26 protein-coding genes, 2 tRNA genes and 1 riboswitch are annotated in these 25,028 nt (G+C 32.3%); of the genes, 12 read left to right on the top strand and 16 right to left on the bottom strand.

Features of this window, described 5'->3' with window-relative positions; genetic code table 11:
* The first annotated feature begins 1 nt into the window (after position 1).
* The 8 genes from XJ44_RS05165 to XJ44_RS05130 all read left to right on the top strand — a co-directional run bounded on the left by XJ44_RS05165 (position 2) and on the right by XJ44_RS05130 (position 6,696).
* On the top strand, positions 2–1,168 hold the full coding sequence (locus XJ44_RS05165; RefSeq protein WP_077198298.1) for a hypothetical protein: 1,167 nt from the start codon (positions 2–4) through the stop codon (positions 1,166–1,168).
* Positions 1,169–1,237: 69 nt separating this feature from the next.
* Positions 1,238–1,576 (top strand): DUF1292 domain-containing protein, encoded by a 339-nt coding sequence (locus XJ44_RS05160; protein WP_077198297.1) that lies wholly within the window; start codon positions 1,238–1,240, stop codon positions 1,574–1,576.
* Between the two features lie 28 nt (positions 1,577–1,604).
* A tRNA-Thr gene (locus tag XJ44_RS05155) sits at positions 1,605–1,681 on the top strand.
* Between the two features lie 62 nt (positions 1,682–1,743).
* On the top strand, positions 1,744–2,643 hold the full coding sequence (locus XJ44_RS05150; protein WP_075665940.1) for an ABC transporter substrate-binding protein: 900 nt from the start codon (positions 1,744–1,746) through the stop codon (positions 2,641–2,643).
* Positions 2,640–3,374: an ABC transporter permease gene (locus XJ44_RS05145; protein WP_075665939.1), complete on the top strand. Its 735-nt coding sequence runs from the start codon at positions 2,640–2,642 to the stop codon at positions 3,372–3,374. Before XJ44_RS05150 ends, XJ44_RS05145 begins: the two co-directional genes overlap by 4 nt.
* Positions 3,358–4,023: an ABC transporter ATP-binding protein gene (locus XJ44_RS05140; RefSeq protein ID WP_077198296.1), complete on the top strand. Its 666-nt coding sequence runs from the start codon at positions 3,358–3,360 to the stop codon at positions 4,021–4,023. The genes XJ44_RS05145 and XJ44_RS05140 overlap by 17 nt, the downstream gene beginning before the upstream one ends.
* A complete protein-coding gene (locus XJ44_RS05135) occupies positions 4,016–5,347 on the top strand; it encodes an RtcB family protein (protein WP_077198295.1) in 1,332 nt (443 codons plus the stop codon). The genes XJ44_RS05140 and XJ44_RS05135 overlap by 8 nt, the downstream gene beginning before the upstream one ends.
* The gene (locus XJ44_RS05130) at positions 5,344–6,696 is read left to right on the top strand and encodes an MFS transporter (protein WP_077198294.1); all 1,353 of its coding nucleotides are present in this window, start codon (positions 5,344–5,346) and stop codon (positions 6,694–6,696) included. Before XJ44_RS05135 ends, XJ44_RS05130 begins: the two co-directional genes overlap by 4 nt.
* A 2-nt stretch (positions 6,697–6,698) precedes the next feature.
* On the opposite strand, the gene XJ44_RS05125 is transcribed toward XJ44_RS05130, so the two are convergent.
* Positions 6,699–7,472 carry an alpha/beta hydrolase gene (locus XJ44_RS05125; RefSeq protein ID WP_077198293.1) on the bottom strand — a complete coding sequence of 258 codons (774 nt, stop codon included), beginning with the start codon at positions 7,470–7,472 and terminating at the stop codon, positions 6,699–6,701.
* Positions 7,473–7,567: 95 nt separating this feature from the next.
* Here XJ44_RS05125 and folP point away from each other — a divergent pair, with 95 nt between their 5' ends.
* The 3 genes from folP (at position 7,568) to glpX (ending at position 10,179) form a co-directional block, all read left to right on the top strand.
* Complete coding sequence (folP, locus tag XJ44_RS05120) at positions 7,568–8,368, top strand: dihydropteroate synthase (RefSeq protein ID WP_077198292.1); 801 nt, start codon at positions 7,568–7,570, stop codon at positions 8,366–8,368.
* Positions 8,355–9,047 (top strand): pseudouridine synthase, encoded by a 693-nt coding sequence (locus tag XJ44_RS05115; protein ID WP_077198291.1) that lies wholly within the window; start codon positions 8,355–8,357, stop codon positions 9,045–9,047. The genes folP and XJ44_RS05115 overlap by 14 nt, the downstream gene beginning before the upstream one ends.
* A gap of 115 nt (positions 9,048–9,162) precedes the next feature.
* A complete protein-coding gene (gene glpX / locus XJ44_RS05110; protein ID WP_075665932.1) occupies positions 9,163–10,179 on the top strand; it encodes a class II fructose-bisphosphatase in 1,017 nt (338 codons plus the stop codon).
* Positions 10,180–10,226: 47 nt separating this feature from the next.
* On the opposite strand, the gene XJ44_RS05105 is transcribed toward glpX, so the two are convergent.
* The 9 genes from XJ44_RS05105 to XJ44_RS05065 all read right to left on the bottom strand — a co-directional run bounded on the left by XJ44_RS05105 (position 10,227) and on the right by XJ44_RS05065 (position 17,773).
* On the bottom strand, positions 10,227–11,900 hold the full coding sequence (locus tag XJ44_RS05105) for a S8 family peptidase (protein ID WP_077198290.1): 1,674 nt from the start codon (positions 11,898–11,900) through the stop codon (positions 10,227–10,229).
* A 133-nt stretch (positions 11,901–12,033) separates the two neighbouring features.
* A complete protein-coding gene (locus XJ44_RS05100) occupies positions 12,034–12,534 on the bottom strand; it encodes a cob(I)yrinic acid a,c-diamide adenosyltransferase (protein WP_075665930.1) in 501 nt (166 codons plus the stop codon).
* Entirely contained in the window at positions 12,500–13,501 is a 1,002-nt protein-coding gene (locus XJ44_RS05095; protein ID WP_077198289.1) for an aminotransferase class I/II-fold pyridoxal phosphate-dependent enzyme, read from the bottom strand. Before XJ44_RS05095 ends, XJ44_RS05100 begins: the two co-directional genes overlap by 35 nt.
* Positions 13,450–14,286, bottom strand: a complete 837-nt coding sequence (gene cbiB / locus XJ44_RS05090; RefSeq protein WP_077198288.1) for an adenosylcobinamide-phosphate synthase CbiB — start codon at positions 14,284–14,286, stop codon at positions 13,450–13,452. Before cbiB ends, XJ44_RS05095 begins: the two co-directional genes overlap by 52 nt.
* On the bottom strand, positions 14,270–15,649 hold the full coding sequence (locus tag XJ44_RS05085) for a cobyric acid synthase (RefSeq protein ID WP_233119529.1): 1,380 nt from the start codon (positions 15,647–15,649) through the stop codon (positions 14,270–14,272). The genes cbiB and XJ44_RS05085 overlap by 17 nt, the downstream gene beginning before the upstream one ends.
* An 8-nt stretch (positions 15,650–15,657) precedes the next feature.
* Complete coding sequence (locus XJ44_RS05080; RefSeq protein WP_077198286.1) at positions 15,658–16,350, bottom strand: adenosylcobinamide-GDP ribazoletransferase; 693 nt, start codon at positions 16,348–16,350, stop codon at positions 15,658–15,660.
* Positions 16,340–16,957: a cobamide remodeling phosphodiesterase CbiR gene (gene cbiR, locus XJ44_RS05075; RefSeq protein WP_077198285.1), complete on the bottom strand. Its 618-nt coding sequence runs from the start codon at positions 16,955–16,957 to the stop codon at positions 16,340–16,342. The genes XJ44_RS05080 and cbiR overlap by 11 nt, the downstream gene beginning before the upstream one ends.
* Positions 16,954–17,451 (bottom strand): bifunctional adenosylcobinamide kinase/adenosylcobinamide-phosphate guanylyltransferase, encoded by a 498-nt coding sequence (locus XJ44_RS05070; protein WP_075665924.1) that lies wholly within the window; start codon positions 17,449–17,451, stop codon positions 16,954–16,956. The genes cbiR and XJ44_RS05070 overlap by 4 nt, the downstream gene beginning before the upstream one ends.
* Before the next feature lie 54 nt (positions 17,452–17,505).
* Positions 17,506–17,670: riboswitch (cobalamin riboswitch) on the bottom strand.
* Between the two features lie 26 nt (positions 17,671–17,696).
* A tRNA-Pro gene (locus XJ44_RS05065) sits at positions 17,697–17,773 on the bottom strand.
* Between the two features lie 74 nt (positions 17,774–17,847).
* Here XJ44_RS05065 and XJ44_RS05060 point away from each other — a divergent pair.
* Positions 17,848–19,323, top strand: a complete 1,476-nt coding sequence (locus XJ44_RS05060; protein WP_075665923.1) for a GGDEF domain-containing protein — start codon at positions 17,848–17,850, stop codon at positions 19,321–19,323.
* Between the two features lie 11 nt (positions 19,324–19,334).
* Here XJ44_RS05060 and XJ44_RS05055 read toward each other — a convergent pair whose 3' ends face one another.
* The 6 genes from XJ44_RS05055 to era all read right to left on the bottom strand — a co-directional run bounded on the left by XJ44_RS05055 (position 19,335) and on the right by era (position 25,028).
* Positions 19,335–20,054 carry an isoamylase gene (locus XJ44_RS05055; protein WP_077198284.1) on the bottom strand — a complete coding sequence of 240 codons (720 nt, stop codon included), beginning with the start codon at positions 20,052–20,054 and terminating at the stop codon, positions 19,335–19,337.
* 66 nt (positions 20,055–20,120) lie between these two features.
* The gene (locus XJ44_RS05050; protein ID WP_075665921.1) at positions 20,121–20,441 is read right to left on the bottom strand and encodes a sodium:proton antiporter; all 321 of its coding nucleotides are present in this window, start codon (positions 20,439–20,441) and stop codon (positions 20,121–20,123) included.
* Complete coding sequence (locus XJ44_RS05045; protein WP_233119520.1) at positions 20,435–21,658, bottom strand: proton-conducting transporter transmembrane domain-containing protein; 1,224 nt, start codon at positions 21,656–21,658, stop codon at positions 20,435–20,437. The genes XJ44_RS05050 and XJ44_RS05045 overlap by 7 nt, the downstream gene beginning before the upstream one ends.
* Positions 21,659–21,732: 74 nt before the next feature.
* Entirely contained in the window at positions 21,733–22,917 is a 1,185-nt protein-coding gene (locus tag XJ44_RS05040; RefSeq protein ID WP_077198283.1) for a 6-phosphofructokinase, read from the bottom strand.
* A gap of 67 nt (positions 22,918–22,984) precedes the next feature.
* On the bottom strand, positions 22,985–24,124 hold the full coding sequence (locus tag XJ44_RS05035) for an iron-containing alcohol dehydrogenase (protein WP_077198282.1): 1,140 nt from the start codon (positions 24,122–24,124) through the stop codon (positions 22,985–22,987).
* Positions 24,125–24,128: 4 nt separating this feature from the next.
* Entirely contained in the window at positions 24,129–25,028 is a 900-nt protein-coding gene (gene era / locus XJ44_RS05030; RefSeq protein ID WP_077198281.1) for a GTPase Era, read from the bottom strand.

Here is a 25,028-nt window from a genome sequence, read left to right as displayed (position 1 = left end):
AATGAGGAAAATAGTCTTATTTATACTTTTATTAAGTTTAATTTCATTTTCAAATCCATTAACTCCCTTTGGACTTTACACAAACCAAGGGTTAGTATTAAATGAAGGATTTTTCCTCTTAGGCGTTAATTTTTCAGGAAATTTTCTCTTAAACCAGGACATATTTTCTGCAGAGGATCTAAATGTTTTCCTTGAAACTGGTACGATTAATTTAAATAACATAAACAAATTATCTTTAAATACGATATTGAATGCCTCTGGTTTTGGAACCTTAAAATTGGGGAATTTTGCAATAAGTACATATATTTATCTTAATGGAAATATTGATTTAAAAATATCAGATCAAATAAAGGACTTTTTAATAGATCCAATTACAATAGATACTGAGTATAACATATCAGAAAAATTTATAGATGCAAATGTATTTTTCGATGCAGGTGTTGTATTAAATTTGGGTAAATTTTTCATTGCCCCTTATGTATTCCTGCCAATTTTATACTCTGGTGAAAACCAATATTTGGAATTTACCTATACTTCTTCTGCATCACCTGCAATGGCTAATCTACATTTATCGGAAAAAGCAGATATTTACTCTTCTTTCCCATTAGATAACGATTCTTATGAAATAAAAGGAGAAAATCTTGGAATGGCTTTCTCTTTTGGAATTTCAACAGATAGTTTTGGAATTGCAATAAACAACATCCAAATTAAACCATCTGTTGCAACGTACAAATCTACACTTGATTTGGGATTTGATTTTTCATATAGCGCGCAAGGAACAGACATTACAGCAGATGTAAGCGGTCCTGATGCAACACTTACAAATTTCCAAGAAGATTATATGGAAGTTTCAAAAACACCTGAAATAACCGCATATTACAAAACTTCTATTTTCTTCTTAAAATTAGGTGCAAGAGGAAAATATACAATAGGCAAAAAAGATAGTTGGGACATAGGAGTTTTTGGATATACAAATCTTCTATTTTTCACACCATACTATTCTCTAGATTATTTAAATTCAAACGGATTATTCGTTCACAACTTTGGTTTCAAAACAGATCTACGCGTATTTTACACAAATATAAATGTAAAATCCATTTCACACACTTTTTCTCCATTTGACGATGCATCTTTTGGAATAAGTGTAAACTTTGGCTTTGGAATTTAAGTACTATACAAAAATGGCAAATATGGTATACTTGTCTTAGTTAATCTTATAAAGGGAGAGTTGAAAGTTATGCACGATCATAATCATGAACATGAACATGAACATGAACATGAACACCTCGAGGCTTTTACGTTATTTGACGAAGAAGGAAAAGAACACAACTTTGTATTGTTAGGAGAACTTGAAAGGGAAAATAATCAATATTGGGTATGTGAAGAAATATTCGTTGAAGGGGAAGAAATAACAGATTTTGGAGAACTATACATATTCAAAAAATCTACGGATGAAGAAGGAAATATTTTTCTTGATACAATCGAAGATGAAAACGAATTTAACGAAGTTGCAAAGATGTGGGAAGATTTAGGAGACTTTGAAATCCTTGATGAAGACGAAAATATTGACAACTAAAACCTAATTTGTTAAAATATTCCTGGTTGCAGGCGTAGCTTCAAGAGGTGGAGCGCCTCCTTGGTAAGGAGGAGGGTGTGGGTTCGAGTCCCACCGCCTGCTCCAGAGAGGGACCTCGTAGGAGGTCCCTTTTTGTTGTGGTATAATTTATATTGGAGGTGATAAATATGAAAAAATTAATTGTTTTTCTATTATTACTTGCAGTTCTCCAATTTCCACTTACACTGTTAAATCCGTTTGGTCCAACTATATTTCCAGTTGCACCAATATTAAATAAAAACGTAACTGGGAATGTAGACTTAACGGTTGAATTTTGGAAAAATCTAGATGACGTTATTGCAAAGGTTGCCACAAAGTACGCAAAATTTGTCGTATTACCCATTACCACTGCGGCAAACCTTTATACCAAAGGTATAGACATAAAGCTAGTTGGGGTACACGAATGGAAGGTATTTTACCTTGTATCAAACACAGATTTTAAAGGTCTAAAATCTCTAAAAGGAAAAACAGTGTACTCTGCTCACGGAAGAGGACAAACTGTAGATGTGCTTTTGAGGTATCTCTTAACAAAAGAAGGACTTATTCCCGACAAAGATGTAAAATTTGCATATGCTCCACCACAAGAAATCGTTGCACTATTTAACTCTGGAAAAATAAGCTTTGCTGCTCTTCCTGAACCTTTTGTCACAATGTGTCTGTCAAAAGGAAAGATTGTTTTAGATTTTCAAGAAGAATGGAATAAAATATCGAATTCAAAACTTGGTATTCCAATTGCAGGACTTTTCGTAATAGGTGATATTTCAAAGTACAAAAATACCATACTTGAAGTGGAAAAAATATTCAAAGAAAGTGTTTCATACGCAAATACTCATGTAGATGAAAGTCTTGAAATTACAAGCAAGTATTTACCAATTCCAAAACCCATTCTCAAAAAATCACTTGAAAGAACACAATTTAAATACGTGTCTGATTGCAAAGATGAAGTCTCAAAATTTCTCGAAACGATGCATAACCTTTATAAAGAGGGGATACCGAAAATTCCAGACGAAGGATTTTATCTAAAATGAAATTTGCATATGGACTTGTTTTGTTCTTGATTATTTGGTATTTTTTAGCCTTGGTTATAAACTCATCTTTAATACTCCCTACTCCACTGGAAGTAGGGAGGATTTTTATTACACTTATATTTTCTAAAAGCATTTGGAATTCCATATATTCTACACTATTAAAAGGATTTATTGCACTTTTTTTTACATTATTATTGGGTTTTATATTCGGTTTTGTAATGGGGATATGTGAAAAATGCTTTGAGTTACTAAGACCTATATTTACAATATCTCAATCTGTACCAATAATATCTTGGTTAGTGCTTGTAATATTTATATGGGGAATTGGTATTACAGGACCAATAATCATCACCGTGTTATCCCTCATACCTAACGTTACTTTTTCAGTTGCACACGGTGTGAGAAACACAGATAAAAAATTATTGGAAATGGCTCAAATATATAATGTTTCAAAGAAAAAAATTATAAAAGATATATACTTTGGCTCCGTTATTCCATTCTTATTAAGCGCACTTGAAGTAGTTTCTGGTAACTTATGGAAGGTTATAATAGTTTCAGAATACCTTGCTGGAAAAGAAGGAATAGGTGTACAAATATCATGGGCAAGACAATATGTAAACATTCCAAAAGTTTATGCTCTGACTATAATAGCCGTGATACTTGGAATATCAACCGAAAGAGCTATTAAATTCCTAACTAAAAAGGTGATATTATATGATATTAAAGATTGAAAACCTAAATAAAAGTTTTGGAAGTCTAAAAGTTTTAGAAAACATCGAATTTAAAATTAAAAGAGGAGAAAAAATCACCTTTTTAGGTCCTTCGGGATGTGGTAAAACCACACTACTAAGGATTATAGCAGGTCTTGAAAAATACAGCGGAAAAGTAAAAAAAAGCTTTAAAAAAGTAGGATACATATTTCAAGAACCGAGGTTAATTCCCTGGAAAACGGTATATGAAAATCTTAAATTTGTGGGAAAAGATGACCAAAAGATAAAGGAAGTTCTAATTTCACTTGATTTATTTCAATTCAAAGATTACTACCCGGCAAAGTTAAGTGGTGGAATGAATCAAAGAATAAATCTTGCACGCGCACTAATTGTAAAACCAGAAATTCTACTCTTGGATGAACCTTTTTCTTCGCTTGATATACATATAAAGTGGAAGTTAATAAATGATATTAACGCACAAATAAAAAATAGAAAGATAACCACTATACTTGTAACCCACGACATAAAAGAGGCTATTTCACTTTCAGATAGAATTTTAATCTTATCAAACAGACCGGCAAAGATAATAAAAGAATTCATTACAAACGAAATTAATGAATTTTTTTTGGAAAAAGAAGTAATAAAACTTTGGGGTGATAAATATGTATAGGATAAAAAAGAGCGGAAAGATGAAAGTCGATGCCTTTGTGCTTACAGATAGTTTAAATGACATATCTGAAGCTATTGAACAACTCAAAAATGTTGCATCTTTACCAAGTATAGTGAAAGCTGCATATGCAATGCCCGACATACATTGGGGATATGGATTTCCAATTGGTGGTGTTGCGGCATTTTCAGAAATTATAAGCCCAGGAGGTGTGGGGTTTGATATAAATTGTGGCGTTAGACTATTAAAAAGTGAAGTTACATACAAGGAAATTTCAAAACACATACAAAAAGTTTTAGAAAAGATATACAAATTAGTACCCGTAGGACTTGGTTCAACTTCAAAAAAATTTGAAAAAAAACTCTTTAAAAAAATAATAGAAAATGGCACAAAAGCAGTTATCGAACTAGGTTTTGGTTATGAAGAAGACTTAAATTTTATAGAAAACAACGGCACATTATTACCCGCAAATATGTTAGACGTATCAGACACTGCCTACAAAAGAGGCAAAGAAGAGTTAGGTACTTTAGGCGCTGGAAATCATTTTATCGAAATTCAAAAAGTAGAAGAAATATACGATAAAAAAATAGCAAATGTATTAGGACTTTTTGAAGGACAAATCACTGTAATGATCCATACGGGAAGTAGGGGATTTGGTCATCAAGTTGCAACGGATTACATTAAACTAATGAGAAATTTAAATATCGATCTTCCAGATAAACAACTTGTCTATGCTCAATTTAAAAGTGAAATTGGTCAAAAGTATTATTCTGCAATGAACTGTGCCGCAAATTTTGCATTCTCAAACAGACAAATAATCACACATCTTGTTCGAAAGGCTTTTTCTGATATTTCAAAACTATATCTGGTATATGATGTAGTACACAATATAGCAAAAGTTGAAATTCACGATGGTCAAAAAGTTATAGTCCATAGAAAGGGAGCAACTAGGGCTCTTGGCCCTGGTCAAAAAGAACTACCTGAAAAATACAAAGACATAGGTCAACCAGTTATAATCCCTGGTGATATGGGAACCTCCTCGTATATCTTAGTAGGAACAAACGAAAACTTTGCATTTTCTTCTACTGCACATGGAGCAGGAAGAATTCTTGGCAGAAGGCAAGCCTTAAAAAAATTAAAACTAAACGATATACTTTCAAATCTTGAAAGAAAGGGTATAATATTAAAAAGTAAATCCAAAAAAACTATAATAGAAGAAGCACCAAATGCTTACAAAGATATAGATAAAGTAGTGGAAATAGTGGACAAATTAAGACTTTCCAAAAAAGTAGCCAAATTAGTACCTTTGGGGGTTATAAAAGGTTGAATAAAAACGAAAAATTTTTAATTTTAGAAGGTATATTTTCAAACTTTTATTTTTTACTTACCCAAGGTGTTGTATTTACAGCACTTGCTTTGTATTTCAAATTTAACGAAATTCTACTTGGGATTACAGCTGCTTTTCCCATGGTCTTCCAACTACTACAAATAGTAACGCCATACATAATAGAAAAATTTAAATACAGAAAAAAATTACTTGCAGTCTTCAACTCCTTTAAATTTTTATGGATTGTTGTACTAATTTCAGTATTAACAAATAACAAATACCCTTTAATATTAATAACAATTTTTGCAATTTCTCAAGCTTTTACATCCCTTGCGGGAAACACGTGGTCTTCGCTTGTTTCAGATATAATCCCATCAAATAAAAGGGGAAAATATTTTGGTATTAGAAGTGTTTTAATATCTTTTTCCACACTTATAATATTTTACGTTTTTTCATACATAATAGACAACGTATCTGCTCCTTTTAATTTTGTATACGTTATTTTAATTACTCTAATAGGAAATCTACTTGCACTTTTATCCTTAATTCCCGTAGATGACCCCCCTGTAAAAAGTTTGGGAACTTTAAGTGAAATAAAAGAAGTTTTTAAAGAAAAAAACTTTATGAAACTTTCTTTTGCAAACATGTACTGGAATTTTATCCTTTTACTAACCGCTCCCTTTTTCTCATACCACCAACTAAAAAATCTAAAAATATCCATGACTTACATAAGTTATGCAACCATTGCAATGACTCTAATTTCCATGATTTTTTACTTTGTTTGGGGAAAGATAAGTGATAAATACGGGAATAAAACCGTTATGATTTTAGGGCTTTCGTTTGTCTCTGTTACTCCTATTATCTGGATATTAATGAACGAACAACATTGGCCTTTTGCAATGACCCTTGATGCAATAATATCAGGTGTTGGATGGGCAGCTATAAATATATCACTGTTAATTTTGCCAATGGAAACGGCAAAAAGAATGTCCCCCATGTATTTTGCCGTTTTTGGTTTTTTTGGGGGACTTGGTGGACTTATTGGTTCTATACTTGGCGGATACTTTGCATCAATATTTAACCAATACAATTTTTACATAAATAATTATCACATATTTGGTATTCAGATATACTTTGTCATAGAAGGAATACTAAGAATGATAGCTATATTTATATTTGCAACTATAAGAACACGAAAATATGTTTCACCTACTATATTTATGTTTAACGTACTCAACATAATAGCAAGAAGACCTACTCAAAGAATATACGAAAATGCAAAGATAGAAAGTGCATTTATGCTAAAAAAATTAAAAATAGAAAAGAAACGTATAAACAGATGGTGGTAACACTACTCTTTTAACCAGTTTATTATCGTTTCGGCAACCTTTTCCTTTTCAATATCATTCGTCATCACATGTCCTGATTCTTTAAATACTTCTAATTTTCTCCGTTCTGATGAAACGTTTTTGTAGATATAATGAGCTGCCTTCAAAGGTACTACTTTATCTTTTTCCGATGCCAGTATAAGTATATCCGATTTTATAAATTTCAATCTTTTCCTTGCTATTTTCATCAATTTATACAAGTGTTTTGCTTGAAGTGGCCAATTATACGACCAGTACTCCTTAGATAAATATTTCAAATCCTCGTTATCATACTTTTCACCGTACCCTTCTTTCTTAACTTTTTTTGTAAAGAGTGAAATTATAGGTGTTAAAGCTATTCTTTTTTCCGTGGTAAAAATAGCACCTGCAATAGAAATAACTTTTCTTGGATTAACTATACTTGCTAAAACTAAAGTTAACACTCCTCCCATGGAAAGTCCTGCTACATACACATCTTTACACAAACCAGCTAAATCAAAGTAACTGTCTAAAGACCTTCTAAGCCAATCTCTCCAATTACTTTCTAAAAAGTCTAAAGAAGATGTCCCATGTCCAGGAAGACGTGGTACCATAACAGTATAACCTTCCTCATTCAAACTCTTTGCAAGATACGTCATATCATGTGGGCTTCCTGTAAATCCATGTATTAACAAAATACCTTTTTCGTTGTTCCCTTTCAAAAATATCGGTTGTGAAATTTTAACTGTTTTAATATCACCAAGATCAAATAAACTCATATAACCCCCTCCTTCTTTATCATATTATAACCCAAAATAATCCTTTACCAATTAATATTTTTCTATATAATTAAATTAGAAAAGGAGGGGATAAAATGAATTTTAATGATACCAAAATCATGGGAATAATCAATGTAACACCAGATTCTTTTTACCCAAAAAGTCGGATAAACAAGGATAAACTACTAGAAACAGTGGATAATATGATCAAAAATGGGGCAAAAATAATCGATGTAGGTGGTGAAAGCACAAGACCCGGTGCAGAAGAAGTATCTGAAGAAGAAGAACTAAATAGAGTTGTTCCAGCTATCGAACTTATAAAGAGAAATTTTGATATAGTTGTTTCAGTTGACACCTACAAATCAAAAGTTGCAGAAGAGAGTCTTAAGGTTGGTGCCGACATAGTAAACGATATAAGTGCACTTAGATTTGACGAAAACATGGCTAGTGTTGTAAAAAAATATAACTGTCCAGTAATACTAATGCACATGAAAGGTACTCCCAAAAATATGCAGAAAAATCCATATTACAAAGATACCATAAAAGAAATTTACTCTTTTTTTGAAGAAAGAATAAAATTCGCCCAAAACCGTGGTATACAAAAAATTATAATTGATCCAGGTATTGGCTTTGGCAAAAGACTTATAGACAATCTTCTAATTTTAAAACATCTAGATGAATTTAAAAAACTTGGCTTTCCTTTATTAATCGGTGCAAGTAGAAAATCCATGATAGGAATGATTCTTGATCTTCCAGTTGAAGAACGCTTAGAAGGTACTCTTGCAATCACGGCATATTGTGCACTAAAAGGTGTTGAGATAATAAGGGTTCACGATGTAAAAGAAAATTATAGAGTACTAAAAGTAATTGAGGCGATTAAAAATGCGTCTAGATAAGTTTTTGGCAAATGCAAAAGTTGGTTCTAGAAAAGACGTAAAAAAAATTATTAAAGCAGGAATAGTTTCCGTAAATGGAATAATAATCAAAAATCCAGAATTTAAGGTAAATTACAACGATATAATAAAAGTAAATGACCAAACAATAACTCCATACCACAAAGTTTATATAATATTTAACAAGCCATCTGGATATACTTCAAGTAAATCCGAATACGAGAGAAACATATTCGAATTTATCACACATCCTTACGTTGAAAATCTTCATATTGCAGGAAGACTTGATAAAGATGTAGAAGGATTACTATTAATAACAAATGATGGTGAATTTACACACAAAGTAATTTCACCAAAATATAACGTAGAAAAAGAATACCTTGTGGAAATCAATGGTATGCTCACAGTTGAAATGATTAAAAAGGCAAAAAAAGGTATCACCTTGAAAAACGGCAGATCTTTTAAACCTGCAATAATTAAAGAGATAGATAACAATTTAATATCTATAATAATTACAGAGGGTAAATATCATGAAGTAAAATTACTACTAAAATCTTTAGGTCTTTTTTACAAAAAAATAGAACGAATAAGAATAGGAAATCTAAATCTATATGATTTTAACTTAAAAAAAGGTGATTGGATCGAAATAGATTACAAAACGGCTATGAAAGCTCTTGAATAATGGTTATAAAAAAAAATTTGAAAAAAACATAATTAACCATATGTATACAATATTTTACTTTTCATTTACGCAATGCTATAATTATCCTGTAAATAAAACACGTGGGGGTGTAAAAATGTCGGGACTTTCCAAGGAAATAACACTGGAGTTGGTAAGGGTAACAGAAGCAGCCGCACTAATGTCTAGCAGATACTTAGGTAGAGGAAATAAAGAAATGGTGGACAAAATGGCTAGTGATGCAATGAGAGGAATGTTAGATTACATAGATATGCAAGGTGTCGTGGTTATTGGCGAAGGAGAAAAAGACAAGGCACCCATGTTATACATAGGAGAGCAAGTGGGAAATTGGGAAGAGAATACACCAGAGCTCGATATAGCTGTTGATCCTGTCGATGGAACAAGGTTAGTTGCATACGGACTTCCAAACGCAATAAGTGTTATGGCTGCAACAGATAGGGGAGCAATTGAATACCTGCCAACGTTTTACTCTTACAAACTTGCCGTTGGGCCAGAACTTGCAGGAAAGTTAGATATAAACGCATCTATACGTGAAAATTTAAGGGTTGCTGCGGCTATTTTAAACATAGATATTTCCGAACTTACAGTTGTAATATTAAACAGAGATAGACATAGAGAAATAATTGAAGAAGTAAGAAAAGTAGGCGCTAGAATAAAACTAATAAGCGACGGAGATATCGCAGCGGCTATTGCAACTGCACTACCAGAAAGTTATGTGGATATATATATTGGAATAGGAGGATCACCTGAAGCCATTCTAGCGGCGGCTGCATTAAAGTCCTTGGGTGGAGAAATTCAAATAAAACTTTGGCCAATAGACGAAAAAGAAAGAAATGAATTAACAGAAAAAGGCTATGACCTTGACAAAGTGTATAAAACAGATGATTTAATAAAAAGTGATAATGTAATATTTGCGGCAACAGGCGTAACAGATGGCGATCTTTTAAGAGGTGTTAAATATTCAAAAAATGTAGCAATAACAGAATCAATAGTAATGCGCTCTAAAACAAAGACATTGAGAAAGATAATTTCTCACCACAATTTGAAATACAAAACAATTCCTCTAAAAAGTGAAGGCGAAGTAAGATTTATAAACGGTAAAAAACCAAAATAATTATCATTAAATCAAAAATCCCCCGGATATACCGGGGGTTTCATCTTTTATTGTTCTACGGACATTTGTAGATCTATCCTGTACGATCTATTACTGTAGAATGTATATGTACCTTTATATCCAAAGTAATCTCCTGTATCTATTGTTCCGTTGTTGTTGTAATCTCTCCATGCACATACATATGAATAATATCCTGGTGTTACAGAATTTAATGTATATTGACCATTTGAAATACTTCCCATTTCACTTACCACATAATATCGTCCAGACCAAAAATCATACCTCAACACAAAAACTTTTGTTTCAATATTAGATGGTTGAGGATTCGGATTTGGCGCACTTTCCCCTCCATTGTAATTTATTGCAGCATATGCATCTACCAAACCTGCACCATAGTAATCATCCTCACCAGTTGGTCCTAAATCCTTTGCCGTATTTTTTAATGCTGATCTTATTTCCTCTGGTGTGGTCTTTCCTGAAGCGTATAACAATGCTGCAACACCTGCAACATGTGGGGCAGCCATTGATGTTCCCTGCAAGAACATATACGTATCCCCGTTGTTTGGTGTCCAAGTTGTACTTAACACTCCGTCTGCATATCCATCACCGTTTTGATCTACACTTGTATCTCCACCCGGTGCTGCAACATCAACTTCTGGACCGTAATTTGAATATGGTGCCCTTTGAAGATCATATCTAACTGCACTTACCGCTATTGTCTCTGGGTATCTTGCCGGATACGATACTGGGCCATTTTCATTACCCGCCGCACAAATAATTGTAACTCCTTTATTGTACGCATACTGAATTGCATCTTTCAAAATTTGAGAATCTCCTCCTCCACCAAGGCTCATATTGATTATCTTTGCACCGTGATCTGCTGCATATCTTACACCTTGTGCAACTGCATCAAGAGTTCCAGAACCATCTGCCCCCAATACCCTTATGGGCATTATCTTAATTCCATATCCTCCCCAATTGACGCCTGCTACACCTTTTCCATTATTACTCAAAGCGGCAATTGTACCAGTAACATGTGTACCATGACTTACATCTTGTGCAGGATCCGTTGGATCAGAGTCATTATCCACAAAATCATACCCTTGTACAAATATACCTTGCAAATCTGGATGTGTAAAACTTACACCTGTATCCACAACTGCAACAATCACATTTGCGCTCTTTATAACATCCCAAGTCTTTGGAAGGTTAATCGCATCATAATGCCACTGATAACTGTAATACGTATCATTTGGAACGGCGTATGCTCTATAAATATAATTGGGCTCTACATATTTTACACCGGAAATTTTCTTTAACGCTTCTGCCTGCATTTTATCTGCTTTTATCACCAAAATATGACCTTGTTTTCCATTTTCTCTAACATCATAAGTTCTTTCTACAGAAATCCCCATTTTGGATAAAATACTCAGGCTACCTTCTGTATAAACCACATACTCTCCTTCAACATACTCCACACCTTTTGATTTTAAAAGTTTGTCACTAACCAAAAAATTAGGTGCATAGGTACCATCTGGAAGCTTTACAGTACCGTAAACAGTTGCATATCCTGTAGCTTTTGCTGATACCTTGCTAATATCTTCCAATCTCTTTCCCTGCAAATAACTAAATGGATCAGGTATACTTTTCCCCACAGAATTCATACAACCAAAAAATAAAAATCCAACCAAAGCTAACAATACCCATAAAACTTTTTTCATCTAAAAATCCCCCCTTTTAAAAAGTTGACGTGTAAAATAATATCATAAAAATTTGAATAATAAAAAATGTAAATTATTTTATAAAACAACATATACTCGCTATTTTCTTGCATTTTAATGGAAATATTTCCAATTAAAATTCTATTCCTTTTCTTGCTTTTATACCTTTTTTGTAATAATGTTTTATCTCGCGCATTTCCGTTACAAGGTCTGCTATATCAATAAACTCCTTTGGTGCATACCTACCAGTTAACACTATTTCTACATCTTTTATTTCTTTTAAAAATTTTAAAACCTCATCTACACTAATTAAATTGTAATAAATGGCAATATTTATTTCATCTAATATTACCACGTCATATTCATTTACTATTTCTTTTATCCTTTTAAATCCATTTTGTGCTGCATCTATATCTTCTTTTGTTGGCTTATTAAAAATAAAACAATTTCTTCCAAATTGTTCCACCGTTATGTTTGGAATATACTCTGGTACCTTTAATTCACTATATTCCATTCCCTTTACAAATTGACCTACAAAAACCTTTTTTCCAGCACATGCCGCTCTAAGTGCAAGGCCAAAAGCAGCTGTTGTCTTTCCCTTACCATTTCCTGTATAAACGTGAATCACAAATATCCCTCCATTTCTTTAAAGTATTTAAAAGCACTTTATTATCTTCCTTATTTTTTATTCCAACACGTACCAAATTTAATCCAAAGTTTCTTGCATCTCTAACATAAACTTTATTTTCAAGTGAAAAATTTAAAAATTTCCCTACATTTTTCACATCAATCAAAAAATAATTTGCATCTGATTTAACGTATATAAAATCTTCAAAAAGTTTTTTTTGAGCAACTATAAACTCATGTGTTTTTAAAGTAAAATCCTTCAAACCTTTTAAATTATCCAACAATTTTTCCAAAAAGGTATATCCCATTCCACCTACTCCCCACTCCATCCTATACCTTTTGAAAATGTTCTCGAATTTTTTAGAAATCACATATCCTACCCTAATACCTGGTATTCCAAAAAACTTTGTAAAAGTCCTTATTCTTACAACATTTTCATAATCTATATCCACGCATTTTCCAACAAAATCAATAAATGCTTCATCGATAATAAAAATCACATCTTCATTTAATTTAATCAATTCATGCAGATCTTGATAAATACCTGTAGGATTGTTTGGGTTCCCTAAAAACACCGCAACTTTTTTGTTTTTTCTTTTTCCACATTTTATACTTTCCTCCAAAATATTTAAATCAAACTTCTTTTTTACAAAATACCAAGGACTATCTATATATTTTGATGAAAATTTTGCAACTTTAAAATAATCTAGATAGTTTGGACGTGGTATTATTACATACGCATCATTCAAAATATGATATCCAACTATGTGAAATGCTTCAGTTGCACCAGCCACAACAACTCCATTAAAATGTTTATAAAACTTTTCTTCAATCCATTGTATATATGTATATCTAAAAAGGTTTTCAAACGGAAGTTTTTCTATCCAACTTAACCTCAAAGGATTAACAGAAATTGAAAAATCTAATATATCTTTTTCTTTAATACCTCCATGACCATTATTAAAATTATCCATACAAATACCACCTTTTTATACAACTTTAATCCTCTATCTATATCTTCTCTCTCCACTTTTTTTCCTTCAAGTTTGTAAACTCCCACCTTTTCAAATCCCAAATTTAACACACCAGCAAAAGCCGCCATGGGATACATTGCATTTATTTTTATTTTTCTGTATTTTTTTAGATATAAAATAGATTTAAAATTAAATGGAACAATAAGAAGGGCTGTTAATCTTGCTGGTATAAAGTTCAAGATATCATCGCATCTTGCAGCAAATTTTCCAAACCATTCGTATCTTTTTGTTCTATATCCAAAAAGTGCATCATACGTATTAACTACCCTATAAATCAGTGCACCACAAACACCAAAGAGCAAATAATAAAATAACGGTGCTACTATACTATCTGAAATATTTTCAGAAAGACTTTCAAGTGCAGCAGAGTACAGCTGATTTTTGTTAAGCATTGAAACATCTCTACTGACAATAAAAGATACGTGTCTTTTTAAAACCTTCTCATCGTCTGTTTTACACCGTTCCACATGTCTATACAAAGCCTTTATAGAAAAAGTCGACGAAAGAAAATATATACCAAAAAATTCACTAACTTTCATAGTTAATCTACAAACAAAAAACCAAAAAAATAGCTCTAATAATAAAGAAAACATTCCCCAAAAAAATCTAAAATTTTTCATCTTTTCTACTCTTTTTCCTAAAAACCCCATGTAAATAACTGGATGAATAATACTTGGAAACTCACCCAAAACTAAATCCACCAACAAACTAAAGACCAATAACATTTTCTATCTCCTTTATATCTATCTGCCCTATTATGTAATCACTTACCCTATCTATTTCTTCTTCAAGCGTAAACAATGACAAATCTTTTGTATTATACCCTCTATTTTTTCTAATGTAATTTAAAAACTTTTTCAAAAATTCTTTATTTTTAAACAAATTATGTGTATAGCCTCCAAATATCCTTCCCTTAATAGCTCCATCTAATTTTCCGTTATCGTATAACAAAAAAGGACTCTCATGCGATATTGTTCTTCCATGGTGAATTTCAAAACCCTCTATATCCGTATTAAAAAGCATTTCCTTTGCAACTATATTCCTCAAAATTTTTGTCTCTAAGAAAATTGTTTTTAAGTTTAAGTATCCCAATCCCTCATAGCATTTACCATTGTATACAATCTTTTTTCCCAACATCTGATATCCACCACATATTCCAAGTAAAAAGGCTCCATTTAAAAGTGCTCCATTTATTTGATCTTTCCTTTGTTTTATCCATTCTAAATCAAAGATAGTTGACTTTGTTCCGGGAATTATAACTAAATCCACATCTTCACGAATGTTTTCAACAAATTTTGCATTTGTATTTAAAAATAAAGGTTCAAATTCAAAAGAATTTGAAATATGAGGAAGTTTTAAAATATCCACTTTTAAATCACCAATTCCCTCTTTTTCAAAAAACAGGTCTTCTTCAGGAAGATAGTGTTTAAAGTATTCCACTGTTCCAAAATATTTTAAATTAAACCTTTCACCAAATTTTTTGGGAGAGTCCCCAAGAACAGATTTATCCCCTCTAAACTTGTTAAAAATAAAGCCCTTAACAATGCTTTTTTCAAACTTACCAAATAACACCATAGCACCTGCTATCTGTGCAAACGCCCCACCCATTTCAATATTAGATATCAAAATCACCGGTGCATTTACCGCCTTTGCAATCGCCATATTTGAAATATCCTTTATATTTATTTCAGCTGCACTTCCAGAACCTTCAATTATTACCAACTCATGTTTTTCCAACAACTTGTACAATGCTTTTAATGCTTGATCTAAAATCCATTCTTTATCTGAATACATATACTTTTTACTTTCCACATTTTTTATTGGCTTTCCATTTACTACTAATTGAACACCATCTACATCTGGCTTTAAAAGTATGGGATTCATTAATACACTAGGCTTTTTATTACAAGCAACTGCTTGGACATATTGAGCAACTGCCATCTCTCCTTCTTCTTTACTTACCACACTGTTTAAGGATATATTTTGCGCCTTAAACGGCACTACATCTAAACCTTTTTTTGTAAAATATCTACATAAAGCTGTGGAAATAATAGACTTTCCAACGTTTGAAGCAGTCCCCTGGATCATTAATACCACTATATCACCCCCAAAATCACTAAGAGTAACTCACTTGTTATAATACAAGTTGCCCCCAAAACATCCCCTGTAATACCACCTATCTTTTTTTTAGATATAATGCTCATAAAATAGGAAAATAAAAAAGTAATAAAAAACGACACGACAAAGTATTTTATGATAAACAATAAAGGCATTAAAAACACGGTTGAATAAATTAAATTTTTCCTTTCAAATGGATAAAATATAGCACCAAGTCCTTTTTCTTTGGCAGGTTTTGAAAAAGCCATCAACGAAACCATAGCATACCTTCCAAACACCGAAGAGTAAAAAAAGAAAGTTGGTGAAAGTGTAAAATACAGATTCCAAAATATAACAATATACAATGCCCCAAAAAACACGGCAAAAGCCCCAACGTCTCCTTTAGACATTATTTCAAGTCGTTTCTCCTTATTTGATTGATTCAAAAAGCCATCTATTGTATCCAAAAATCCATCAAAATGAAAGAGATCAAAAAAATAATATCCCAAAATTAAGAAAATTATTTTAACAAAAAAATTTTCAAAATAACCCCCTAAGAAAAAAATAATCCCGGGAATATATCCCACAAGTGGGAAATACCCGGGAATGTTTTTCATCCTTCTTTCAGAATATCTAACTTTAATTGGAATCCTAGATATAAACGCCAACGAAAGTAAAAAATCATAAATCAAAACTATCCCTCCAAAGAGTTAGTGAATGCAAAAAATCTCTTAAGTCAAATACTTCAAAACACACATACTCTAAATTTGGTGAATATTTCAACTTTTTCTTTACTACTTCCAAAGTATCTTTGTCCAATTTAAGATGGTCTTTCCCATTTGAAACACCCATGACATGGTATTCTATTGAATTTTTTAAAAAATTCTCCGTAACCTTTGTCCCAAGCAAATGATGTCCTATGTCAAAAACTGTCCTATCGTGTAAAAAAATATCTTCTTTCAAATTTTCAACTAATATCTTCTCAGATTTTTTTAAAAACACCTCTATACCATCTAACGGATGTACGATGTAATTTGAAATTTCCAATCTACTATTTTCAAAAAAACAAAAGGCTTTTTCAACGTTAAAAATACAATCTGTTGGTAAGTGAACGTTATACTCAAGATTAAATTCTTCTGCTATTTCCTTTAAATCTTCTATTTCGTTCAAAAAAATATTCTTTGTATTTGTATCCCAGCTAAACACCAAAAATTCCACAAAATCCACCTTATCTGCTATAACTTTTACATTTTCAAGATAAGTGCCTGGAAAAAGCCAAGAAGTAGTTCCTAACTTCACTTTAATTCCACCCCTATCCCCGATACCATCAAATAGACTTTTTGTGCTATCTTTACAATATCTTTATTTAAAAGTCCTAGTCTTTCTACATATTCTCTTACTTGTTTGTTTTCTGGAATTATTCCCCACCCCACTTCATTCGTAACACAAACCAATGTATAATCAACTTTTTTAATACTTTTTAAAAATTTTTCTAAATAATTTTCTATATCTTTCTTGTAATAGTAAAGATTTCCAAGATACGTGGTAATACAATCCAAAATAGCAAATTCATATTTTCCATTTAAACTTTCAATTACTTTATCTACTTCAACAGGTTCTTCAAAGGTGTCAAAGCCTTTTCTTTCGCTTTTATGACGGTTTATCCTATTTCTCATTTCTTCATCAAAAGGAACTCCTGTTGCAATAAATGCTTTTTTCTTGTAACGTCTTGAGAGTTCAAGCGCAAAACTACTTTTTCCAGATTTAACCCCACCAGTTACTAAAATAACCACCCTTTATCCCCCCAAAATAAAACAAACTTTTCCCACATTGCCCTAGCAATTGGGAAATATCATTTACTACAGGTAGGTCTCCCGGCTCCCGGATCATCCTACTCTCTGCACCTTCCCAGGTTTTACCCAGTGGCATTTGCAGATTTCGTTCCCGGTTACGGTTGCTGGGCAGCTTCGGATTTTCACCGAATTCCCTTAACCTGCAGTATTGAATATTTAAAAAATGGCCGGTAAAACCGGCCAACTGGTCGGGGTGACTGGACTTGAACCAGCGACCTCTTGCGCCCCATGCAAGCGCGCTAGCCAACTGCGCTACACCCCGTTATTCTACCTTATATTATATTACATCTAAAAAAATGTGTCAAATTATGCTAAAATACTTTTGGAGGGATTTAAATGATTAAATTTTATTTAAAGTACTTTCTATATACTCTTTTTATCTTTTTAATCTTGTTTTATATATTTTATTCTCTTGGCAATCCAAAAGGCATTGAAATTTCTAGAATAAATAATACAACTTTACCAAAAGTTATTATACTAAAGGCCTTTAAAACTATATCCTTTCAAATACCCGTACCTAAAAATTCAAAATACGTATTTTTTCCATTCATAGAAGGTTCTTCTTTTTCCATTAAAAACAACAATTTTCCAATATTTACATTTGGTCTTGGAAAATCTGGACGTACGTGGTATACTCCATTTTTGATACCTATACCAAAGGGTGTAGATGTTCTTACTTTGGAAATTTCAGGAGTTTATTCAATAGGTCTTGGAAAGTTCTTTTTTATAAACGAATCAGAAATATGGAAATATTCTATTTTGAAGTTCCTAACCGACAACTTTTTAAATATTTCAATTGGTCTTATTTCAACATTGGGTTTTCTTTTGTATTTACTTTCGAAAAACACCGGAATAACTAGACAAAAAGCGTATAAATATTTTGCGTTTTCTAGTTTTTTGGCAATTATATGGTTATTGGATGTTATTAGCTTCGAACACTTTTTCTATCCACTTAGGAAATTATTTATTTCCTGTGCTTATCTCTCATTTACGTTTTTAATACGCGGGATCGATTTATATAATTTTTCAACAATACAAAAAAATACAAAAAGATTCTCGTACTTAAATATTCTGGCAAGTATATTACCACTCTTTACAGTCACACCTCAACAATTAAAAACTCTTACGATTTTCATATCCCCTATATTAATACTCAATGGTATATTTATCTTGTACAAAATCGTAAAGTCATATGTCTCGCAAAACGTAACGTTCGCAAGCCTTTTTGCAATAACAATTATATTTGATAGTATAGTACTTTTCTTTAATCTTCCGTTCAGAATGCTTTCACCATTTGGAATTATATCGTTATTTTTAAGCTTTGCCTCAAGTATTATACTAGAATACAAAGAAAAGATTCACGAATTAAATGTAATATATGCAAGAAGTCTGATTGATCCCCTAACAGGAGCATGTAATAGGGGTTTTTTAGGAAATATAAAACTAGAAAAAAACGATATATTGATATTTATAGATCTCAACAAATTTAAATATATAAATGATACATATGGGCATGACAAAGGGGATGAAATACTAAAAAAACTTTCAAGTATAATTAAAAGCAACTTAAAATCTTCGGATATATTTGTACGTATGGGGGGAGATGAATTTTTAATTATCTTAAAAAATTCCACAAAAAAAGAAGCAGAAAAACTCATCAAAAAAATTCACAATGAATTTAACAAATCCTCGGAGCTTTCTCCAACTTTTTCGTGGGGAATAACAAATATTGAAGGTTCCCTTAAACAATCAATAAGAACCGCAGATGATCTCATGTATAAAATGAAAAGTGAAAAAAAAGCCTCTCAATAGAGAGGCTTTTTTCATTTTAATCCAACTGTTAATTTTCCATCTTTTTTATAAACCTGGAAAAATCCATTTTTCCCACCAAATCCGTCATCTACAAAGGCAGGTGCATTGGGATCAGTAACCCAATTTGTACCATTTACCACAAATTTATACTGATAATCTCCCTCACTTAATTCTAAAACGGCTTCCCAAACACCATCGTCAACTTCATAACATTCGGTCTCTTCTGCATTCCACTTATTAAAATTACCCGCTATCGTTACATAATCTGCACCTTTATGCTCAAAACGTATCACAACATATCCTTCATCATCTACAAACATCTTTTTTGGATCAAAATTCTTGTTTACCTCTTTTTTATTCTCTTTCTTTTCCTCGCCTTTTAAAACCACTAATTTCCCATCTTTTTCAACTAAAGTAAAAATACCATTTTTCCCTCCAAATCCATCATCTACATATCCCGGTGCTTCTGGGTCTTCCTTCCAATTCTTTCCATCAATTACATATTTATACTGATACGTACCGGGCTCTAATTTTAAAGAAATCTTCCATACACCCTCCTCTTTTTCCATTGCAATGGAACTTGAAGACCAATTATTAAAAGTTCCTGCAAGGTATACAACTTTTGCATCTACCGCCTCTTTAAAAGTAAATACAACCTTATCATCTTTAACTAAAACTGCTGAAAAATTCAAAACGGAAAAAATCAAAAGAATACATATAAATTTTTTCATAAATCCTACCTCCTTTGGAAATAATTCCACTTTAAATTATACACAAAAAGTAACGTGTTATCCACATTACTCTTTTTCAATTTCATTTAAATCCTTTTTTCTTTTCTTCTCCACAACAATCATGGTAATTGAAAGAAGCAGTGAAATTGTGGCAAACCCAATAACTATAGATGTTATTATAACCGCTTGTGGAAATGGATCTACGTAATTTCCACTTCCCTTTAAAGGAGGCGCATTTCCAATTTTTGACGCAATAACTACAAACAAGAAAACAATTCCCGTATTTAACACATCAAGCGCTATTATTTTTGAAATTATATGCTTTTTGAACAAAAGACCATAAATTGATAAAAATATGATCAAAAATGGTGCTATAAAATCTACCATAACCTTCCTCCAAGCAAAGTAAAAAATGAAATTGAAAATACCATAAACGTTAAAATGGATTCAGTGGTAATGGAAAAATCAAAATAAATCTTTAAAAAATACCCAAATATCAACCCTAAAACTACAAATAGAGATGAAATAACGTTAAAATATGGATAAATCAAAAAAATCGAAAATAAAAACAAAAGTATATGCCTTTTTGAGAATACAACCCTTAGCTTTAAAACTTTCCCCGCATAAACAGCGCTAAGAAAACTTACAATATATTTAAAATATTTAAAATTTTCCACAAAAAGTTTTGATTTAACATATCCTAAAGCGGTAAATGAAAAACCAGAGATAGATAATAAAGAAATTAATAAAGCCAAAAACAAGAAAACGGGAACTTCCCTTTTTTCGGATAAATCTCTTTTAACATACCTTGTACTCAAAAACAAAATACTCTTTGATATACCATGATAAAGCACATAAACAGGTGTAAAAAGAGGATTTAGAATCATTATTCCCAGCTGAGACATTGAACTGTAAGCAAGAACTTTTTTAAAATCTTTTGAAATAATGGCAAAAAACACTCCGTAAAAAAAAGCCATTATTCCAAATAAAAAAAGGTCATCTAAGCCTATTCTCAAAAGTGGAAATAATACCGATTGTGTATACACGCTTGAAAGCATTGCGGAAATTTCAGGCTCTGAATTTGAATGTACTTCTGGAAGCCAAAGCCCAAATAGAAAAAAACCACCCTTTGCAAGAAGTGAAAATTTCATCAAGTACCCGGAAAGTCCATCTACATTTGAAATATCAAAACTTCCAGTTGAATAATAGTGCATCCCTATTCCTATTAAATAAAAACTCATCGCAAGTGAACTTGCAAAGATGTATTTAATAGCCGTTATCTTCTGCTCAAATTTTTCACTTGAAAGAATAAGTAATGTAATTAACAAAGTTGAAGTTTCAAGTATAACGTATATGTTAAACAGGTCATTTGAGATAAAGAGTAAATTTAAAATTGTATGCAAGAGCGAAAAGAAAAAATACACATGCTCATTGCCATTTTGGTAGAGAAAATAAGACACAATAATACTACAAGAGATATTGGTAAGCAAAAAATAAAATGAATTTGAATCAAAAATTAAATGTACTCCCCCGTACCCAGAAAGTACAATATCAAATCTTTCAAAAAGTAGGGAAATAGAAGAAATAGGTATCAAAAAAGGCAAAAATTTTGCCTTTTTCAATAAATACAAAAAAAATGAAAAAATGACCTGAAAAATCGAAAAAACTACAAAAAAGATTACTCTTCTACCTCCTTAAAAATGGTATAAACTGGCAGGCCATCCTTAAATTTTGGGAACAATTCACCTTCAATTAATGGTTTTGCATATTCTATATACTCTTCAGTCACTTCAAAATCCGTGTGAAAGTCGTCGGGAAGATATTTTGTTACCTCTGCAACTTTATTTAATTCCACTGTACCATATTCTACTTTATACGGTGAATTACTCACCCTGTTTATTGTAACCATAACCCCGGATACTCCATCAAGTGCAAGTTTTACAGCTTGTCTTCCAACTGCTTCTGCTTCATCTACATCGGTTTTACTTGCAATGTGTCTACCACTTCTTTGTAGATAATCTGGTATTGCAACATGCGTCTTAAGTGAAAGTTCTGACCTTATCATCCCTGCAATTGTAAACCCCACACCACCTAATTGTCTATTACCAAAACTATCTGTATAACCCATATCCGCTACAAAAAAACCATCTGGATACTTAATTCCCTCTGAAACGGCTATTGAACAATATCCTTTTCTTCTAATACTCTCATCTACCCTCTCCAAAAACTTTTCCTTGTTAAATGGCACTTCAGGAAATAATATTAAATCTGCACCTATACCGTTTAACCACCCAAGCCCTGCCGCAGCAGAAAGCCACCCTGCGTGTCTACCCATAATTTCCATTACAAATACCCTAGTTGAATCCACATACATACTCCTCAAATCAAGTGTAGCTTCCATAATGGCAGTAGCTATATACTTTGCCGCAGAACCATATCCTGGACAATGATCCGTATGCGGTAAATCATTGTCTACTGTTTTTGGCACACCAATGACCTTTAATGGTATATTTCTCTTTTTTGCCTCCGTATACAACTTCCATGCAGTGTCCATTGAATCATTACCACCGTTATAAAAGAAATATTCTATTTCATACTTTTCAAATATTTCAAAGAGTTTATTTATATCTTTTTGTGTTTTTAACTTTCTTCTACATGAACCAAAAGCCGCAGAAGGTGTGTATTTTAACCCTTCTATATCTTTTCCATTAATTTTTAATAGATTTTCTCTTAAAACACCTGATATACCATGTATTCCCACATATACTTCAAGCCCTGCTTTTTGTGCCTCGTCCAATACCCCATATGCGGACGCGTTGATTACACTTGTTACCCCACCTGATTGTGCGTATAAGACCTTCATCGTATACCCCCTCTAAAAATTGCTAACATAATTATATCATATAAAAAAGTCCCAGCGTGTGCTGGAACTAGAATGCAATTTCCAATATCTTCCTTACATCTTCTTTCATCAATTTTTTTAACCTTCCCATAGGTGTCATCTTTGATGCTATATTCACCAACTTATCTATATCTTCTCTTTCAAATCCTAACTCTCTCAAGGTAGTGGGAGCACCAATTTTTTTGTACCATCTCTTAAGTGCGCTAATACCGTCTTCTCTTCCAAATATTTCCATTCCAAACCTCACCAGTTTATCCGAAATCAAATCCTTAACGTAAGTAAGCCATGCGGGAAAGACCACTGCAAGACCTGCACCATGTGCAACCTCTGGGTTAAGTGCACTTAAAGCATGCTCTATAGCATGTGATGACCAATCTCCACCACTATGTCCCATACCAGATATACCATTTAGTGCTAAAGTAGTTGAAAGTGCAAAATTAGCACGCGCTTCATAGTCTTTTGGATTTTCAAGTAAAATTTCAGTAGTTTCAACTAATGTTTTTATAATCCCTTCATCTACTCTATCTATCAACTGTGTGTTTCTCGTACCATCAAAGTAGTATTCCATAACATGACTTATAGCATCTACTGCACCATTTACCGTTTGATTAGGTGGAAGTGTGTATTGTACCTCTGGATCAACTATTGATACCTTTGGATAAACATGTATAGAACTAAATGAAAATTTTTCAAGTGTTTCTTCGTTAGTTACAACACTATTCCCGTTCATTTCAGTTCCTGTAGCAGAAAGGGTGAGTATTGTATACAACGGTATTGCTTCTTTTACCCTGGTCTTTCCAGAGTAAAAATCCCATACATCTCCATCATAATTTACACCGGCTGCAACTGCCTTTGCACTATCAATCACACTACCTCCACCAACTGCAAGAATGGCATCTACCTTTTCCCTTCTTGCCACCTCTAATGCTTCTTTTACCTTGGACAATACAGGATTAGGTCTAACTCCCAAAACTTCTACTTTTTCGATAGAACTTTCAAATAAAGCCCTTGCAACTTTTTCATATACTCCATTTTTCTTTATAGATCCTCCCCCTGCTAAAAACAACACCTTTTTTATTTTATCTTTCTTTAAATACTCACCTATTTTTTCAACAGTATTTTTTCCAAAAACAAGTTTTGTTGGATTATAAAACACAAAATTGTTCATACACTCACCCCCTTAAATCATCTTTCATTCCTATCTCGTTTAAGATAATAAAATCTTTATCTCTCCATTTTTCTTTTACCTTCACATGCAAATCAAGAAATACCTTATTACCCACTAAATACTCTATCTCTTGCCGTGCATTTTGACCTATTTTCTTTATCATATTCCCCTTGTTTCCTATGATAATTCCCTTCTGACTTTTCCTATCAACATAAATATTCGCCCTAATGTACAAAACCCCATTTTCCCTTTCCTTAATTTCTTCGACAATAACCGCAACGGAATGTGGTACTTCTTCGTACGTCAAATGAAAAATTTTTTCCCTAACAATCTCGGAAGCCATAAATGAAAGGGGCCTATCCGTTACCATATCTTCTGGGTAATATTGAGGTCCTTCTGGTAGATTATCCACTATTAAATCTAAAAGTTCTTTTATTCCCTCACCTGTGACAGCGGAAGTCTTTATAATAGAAATACAATTTTTTAATCCATCTTCCATCTTTTTTTCCAACGATTTTATCCTTTCACCATCTACAAGATCTATCTTATTTATAACCCCAATAGTCTTTGTATTAGACTGATTTACATAATCAAAAACAAATTCTTCTGGCTTTCTTATTCCCTGTTTAGCATCAACAACGGTTAAAACAAGGTCAACACCTTTAAGTGCACTTACTGCAGCCTTAACCATGTATTCACCCAATCTGTACAAAGGTTTGTGGATACCAGGTGTATCCACAAATATTACTTGATAATCACTTGTTGTATGGATCACATTTATCCTATTTCTCGTAGTCTGTGGCTTGTCTGAAACTATGAGTACTTTTTTACCCACAACGGCGTTTACAATAGAAGATTTACCTACATTAGGCTTTCCAGCAAGTGCAACAAATCCCGATCTCAT

The sequence above is a fragment of the Thermosipho affectus genome (assembly GCF_001990485.1).
In the GTDB taxonomy this organism is placed as follows: Bacteria; Thermotogota; Thermotogae; order Thermotogales; family Fervidobacteriaceae; genus Thermosipho; species Thermosipho affectus.
This window is presented reverse-complemented; position numbering and strand designations above follow the sequence as displayed.

What these genes read in the sequence shown, in the direction of transcription:
- XJ44_RS05150 (WP_075665940.1), top strand. Translation starts at nt 1,744, where the DNA reads ATGAAAAAATTAATTGTTTTTCTATTATTACTTGCAGTTCTCCAATTT.
- XJ44_RS05160 (WP_077198297.1), top strand. Translation starts at nt 1,238, where the DNA reads ATGCACGATCATAATCATGAACATGAACATGAACATGAACATGAACAC.
- XJ44_RS05055 (WP_077198284.1), bottom strand. Translation starts at nt 20,054, where the DNA reads ATGAAAAAATTTATATGTATTCTTTTGATTTTTTCCGTTTTGAATTTT.
- XJ44_RS05165 (WP_077198298.1), top strand. Translation starts at nt 2, where the DNA reads ATGAGGAAAATAGTCTTATTTATACTTTTATTAAGTTTAATTTCATTT.
- XJ44_RS05060 (WP_075665923.1), top strand. Translation starts at nt 17,848, where the DNA reads ATGATTAAATTTTATTTAAAGTACTTTCTATATACTCTTTTTATCTTT.
- XJ44_RS05115 (WP_077198291.1), top strand. Translation starts at nt 8,355, where the DNA reads ATGCGTCTAGATAAGTTTTTGGCAAATGCAAAAGTTGGTTCTAGAAAA.
- folP (WP_077198292.1), top strand. Translation starts at nt 7,568, where the DNA reads ATGAATTTTAATGATACCAAAATCATGGGAATAATCAATGTAACACCA.
- XJ44_RS05140 (WP_077198296.1), top strand. Translation starts at nt 3,358, where the DNA reads ATGATATTAAAGATTGAAAACCTAAATAAAAGTTTTGGAAGTCTAAAA.
- era (WP_077198281.1), bottom strand. Translation starts at nt 25,028, where the DNA reads ATGAGATCGGGATTTGTTGCACTTGCTGGAAAGCCTAATGTAGGTAAA.
- XJ44_RS05125 (WP_077198293.1), bottom strand. Translation starts at nt 7,472, where the DNA reads ATGAGTTTATTTGATCTTGGTGATATTAAAACAGTTAAAATTTCACAA.
- glpX (WP_075665932.1), top strand. Translation starts at nt 9,163, where the DNA reads ATGTCGGGACTTTCCAAGGAAATAACACTGGAGTTGGTAAGGGTAACA.
- XJ44_RS05095 (WP_077198289.1), bottom strand. Translation starts at nt 13,501, where the DNA reads ATGGATAATTTTAATAATGGTCATGGAGGTATTAAAGAAAAAGATATA.
- XJ44_RS05135 (WP_077198295.1), top strand. Translation starts at nt 4,016, where the DNA reads ATGTATAGGATAAAAAAGAGCGGAAAGATGAAAGTCGATGCCTTTGTG.
- XJ44_RS05035 (WP_077198282.1), bottom strand. Translation starts at nt 24,124, where the DNA reads ATGAACAATTTTGTGTTTTATAATCCAACAAAACTTGTTTTTGGAAAA.
- XJ44_RS05050 (WP_075665921.1), bottom strand. Translation starts at nt 20,441, where the DNA reads ATGGTAGATTTTATAGCACCATTTTTGATCATATTTTTATCAATTTAT.
- cbiB (WP_077198288.1), bottom strand. Translation starts at nt 14,286, where the DNA reads ATGTTATTGGTCTTTAGTTTGTTGGTGGATTTAGTTTTGGGTGAGTTT.
- XJ44_RS05040 (WP_077198283.1), bottom strand. Translation starts at nt 22,917, where the DNA reads ATGAAGGTCTTATACGCACAATCAGGTGGGGTAACAAGTGTAATCAAC.
- XJ44_RS05085 (WP_233119529.1), bottom strand. Translation starts at nt 15,649, where the DNA reads ATGATCCAGGGGACTGCTTCAAACGTTGGAAAGTCTATTATTTCCACA.
- XJ44_RS05105 (WP_077198290.1), bottom strand. Translation starts at nt 11,900, where the DNA reads ATGAAAAAAGTTTTATGGGTATTGTTAGCTTTGGTTGGATTTTTATTT.
- XJ44_RS05145 (WP_075665939.1), top strand. Translation starts at nt 2,640, where the DNA reads ATGAAATTTGCATATGGACTTGTTTTGTTCTTGATTATTTGGTATTTT.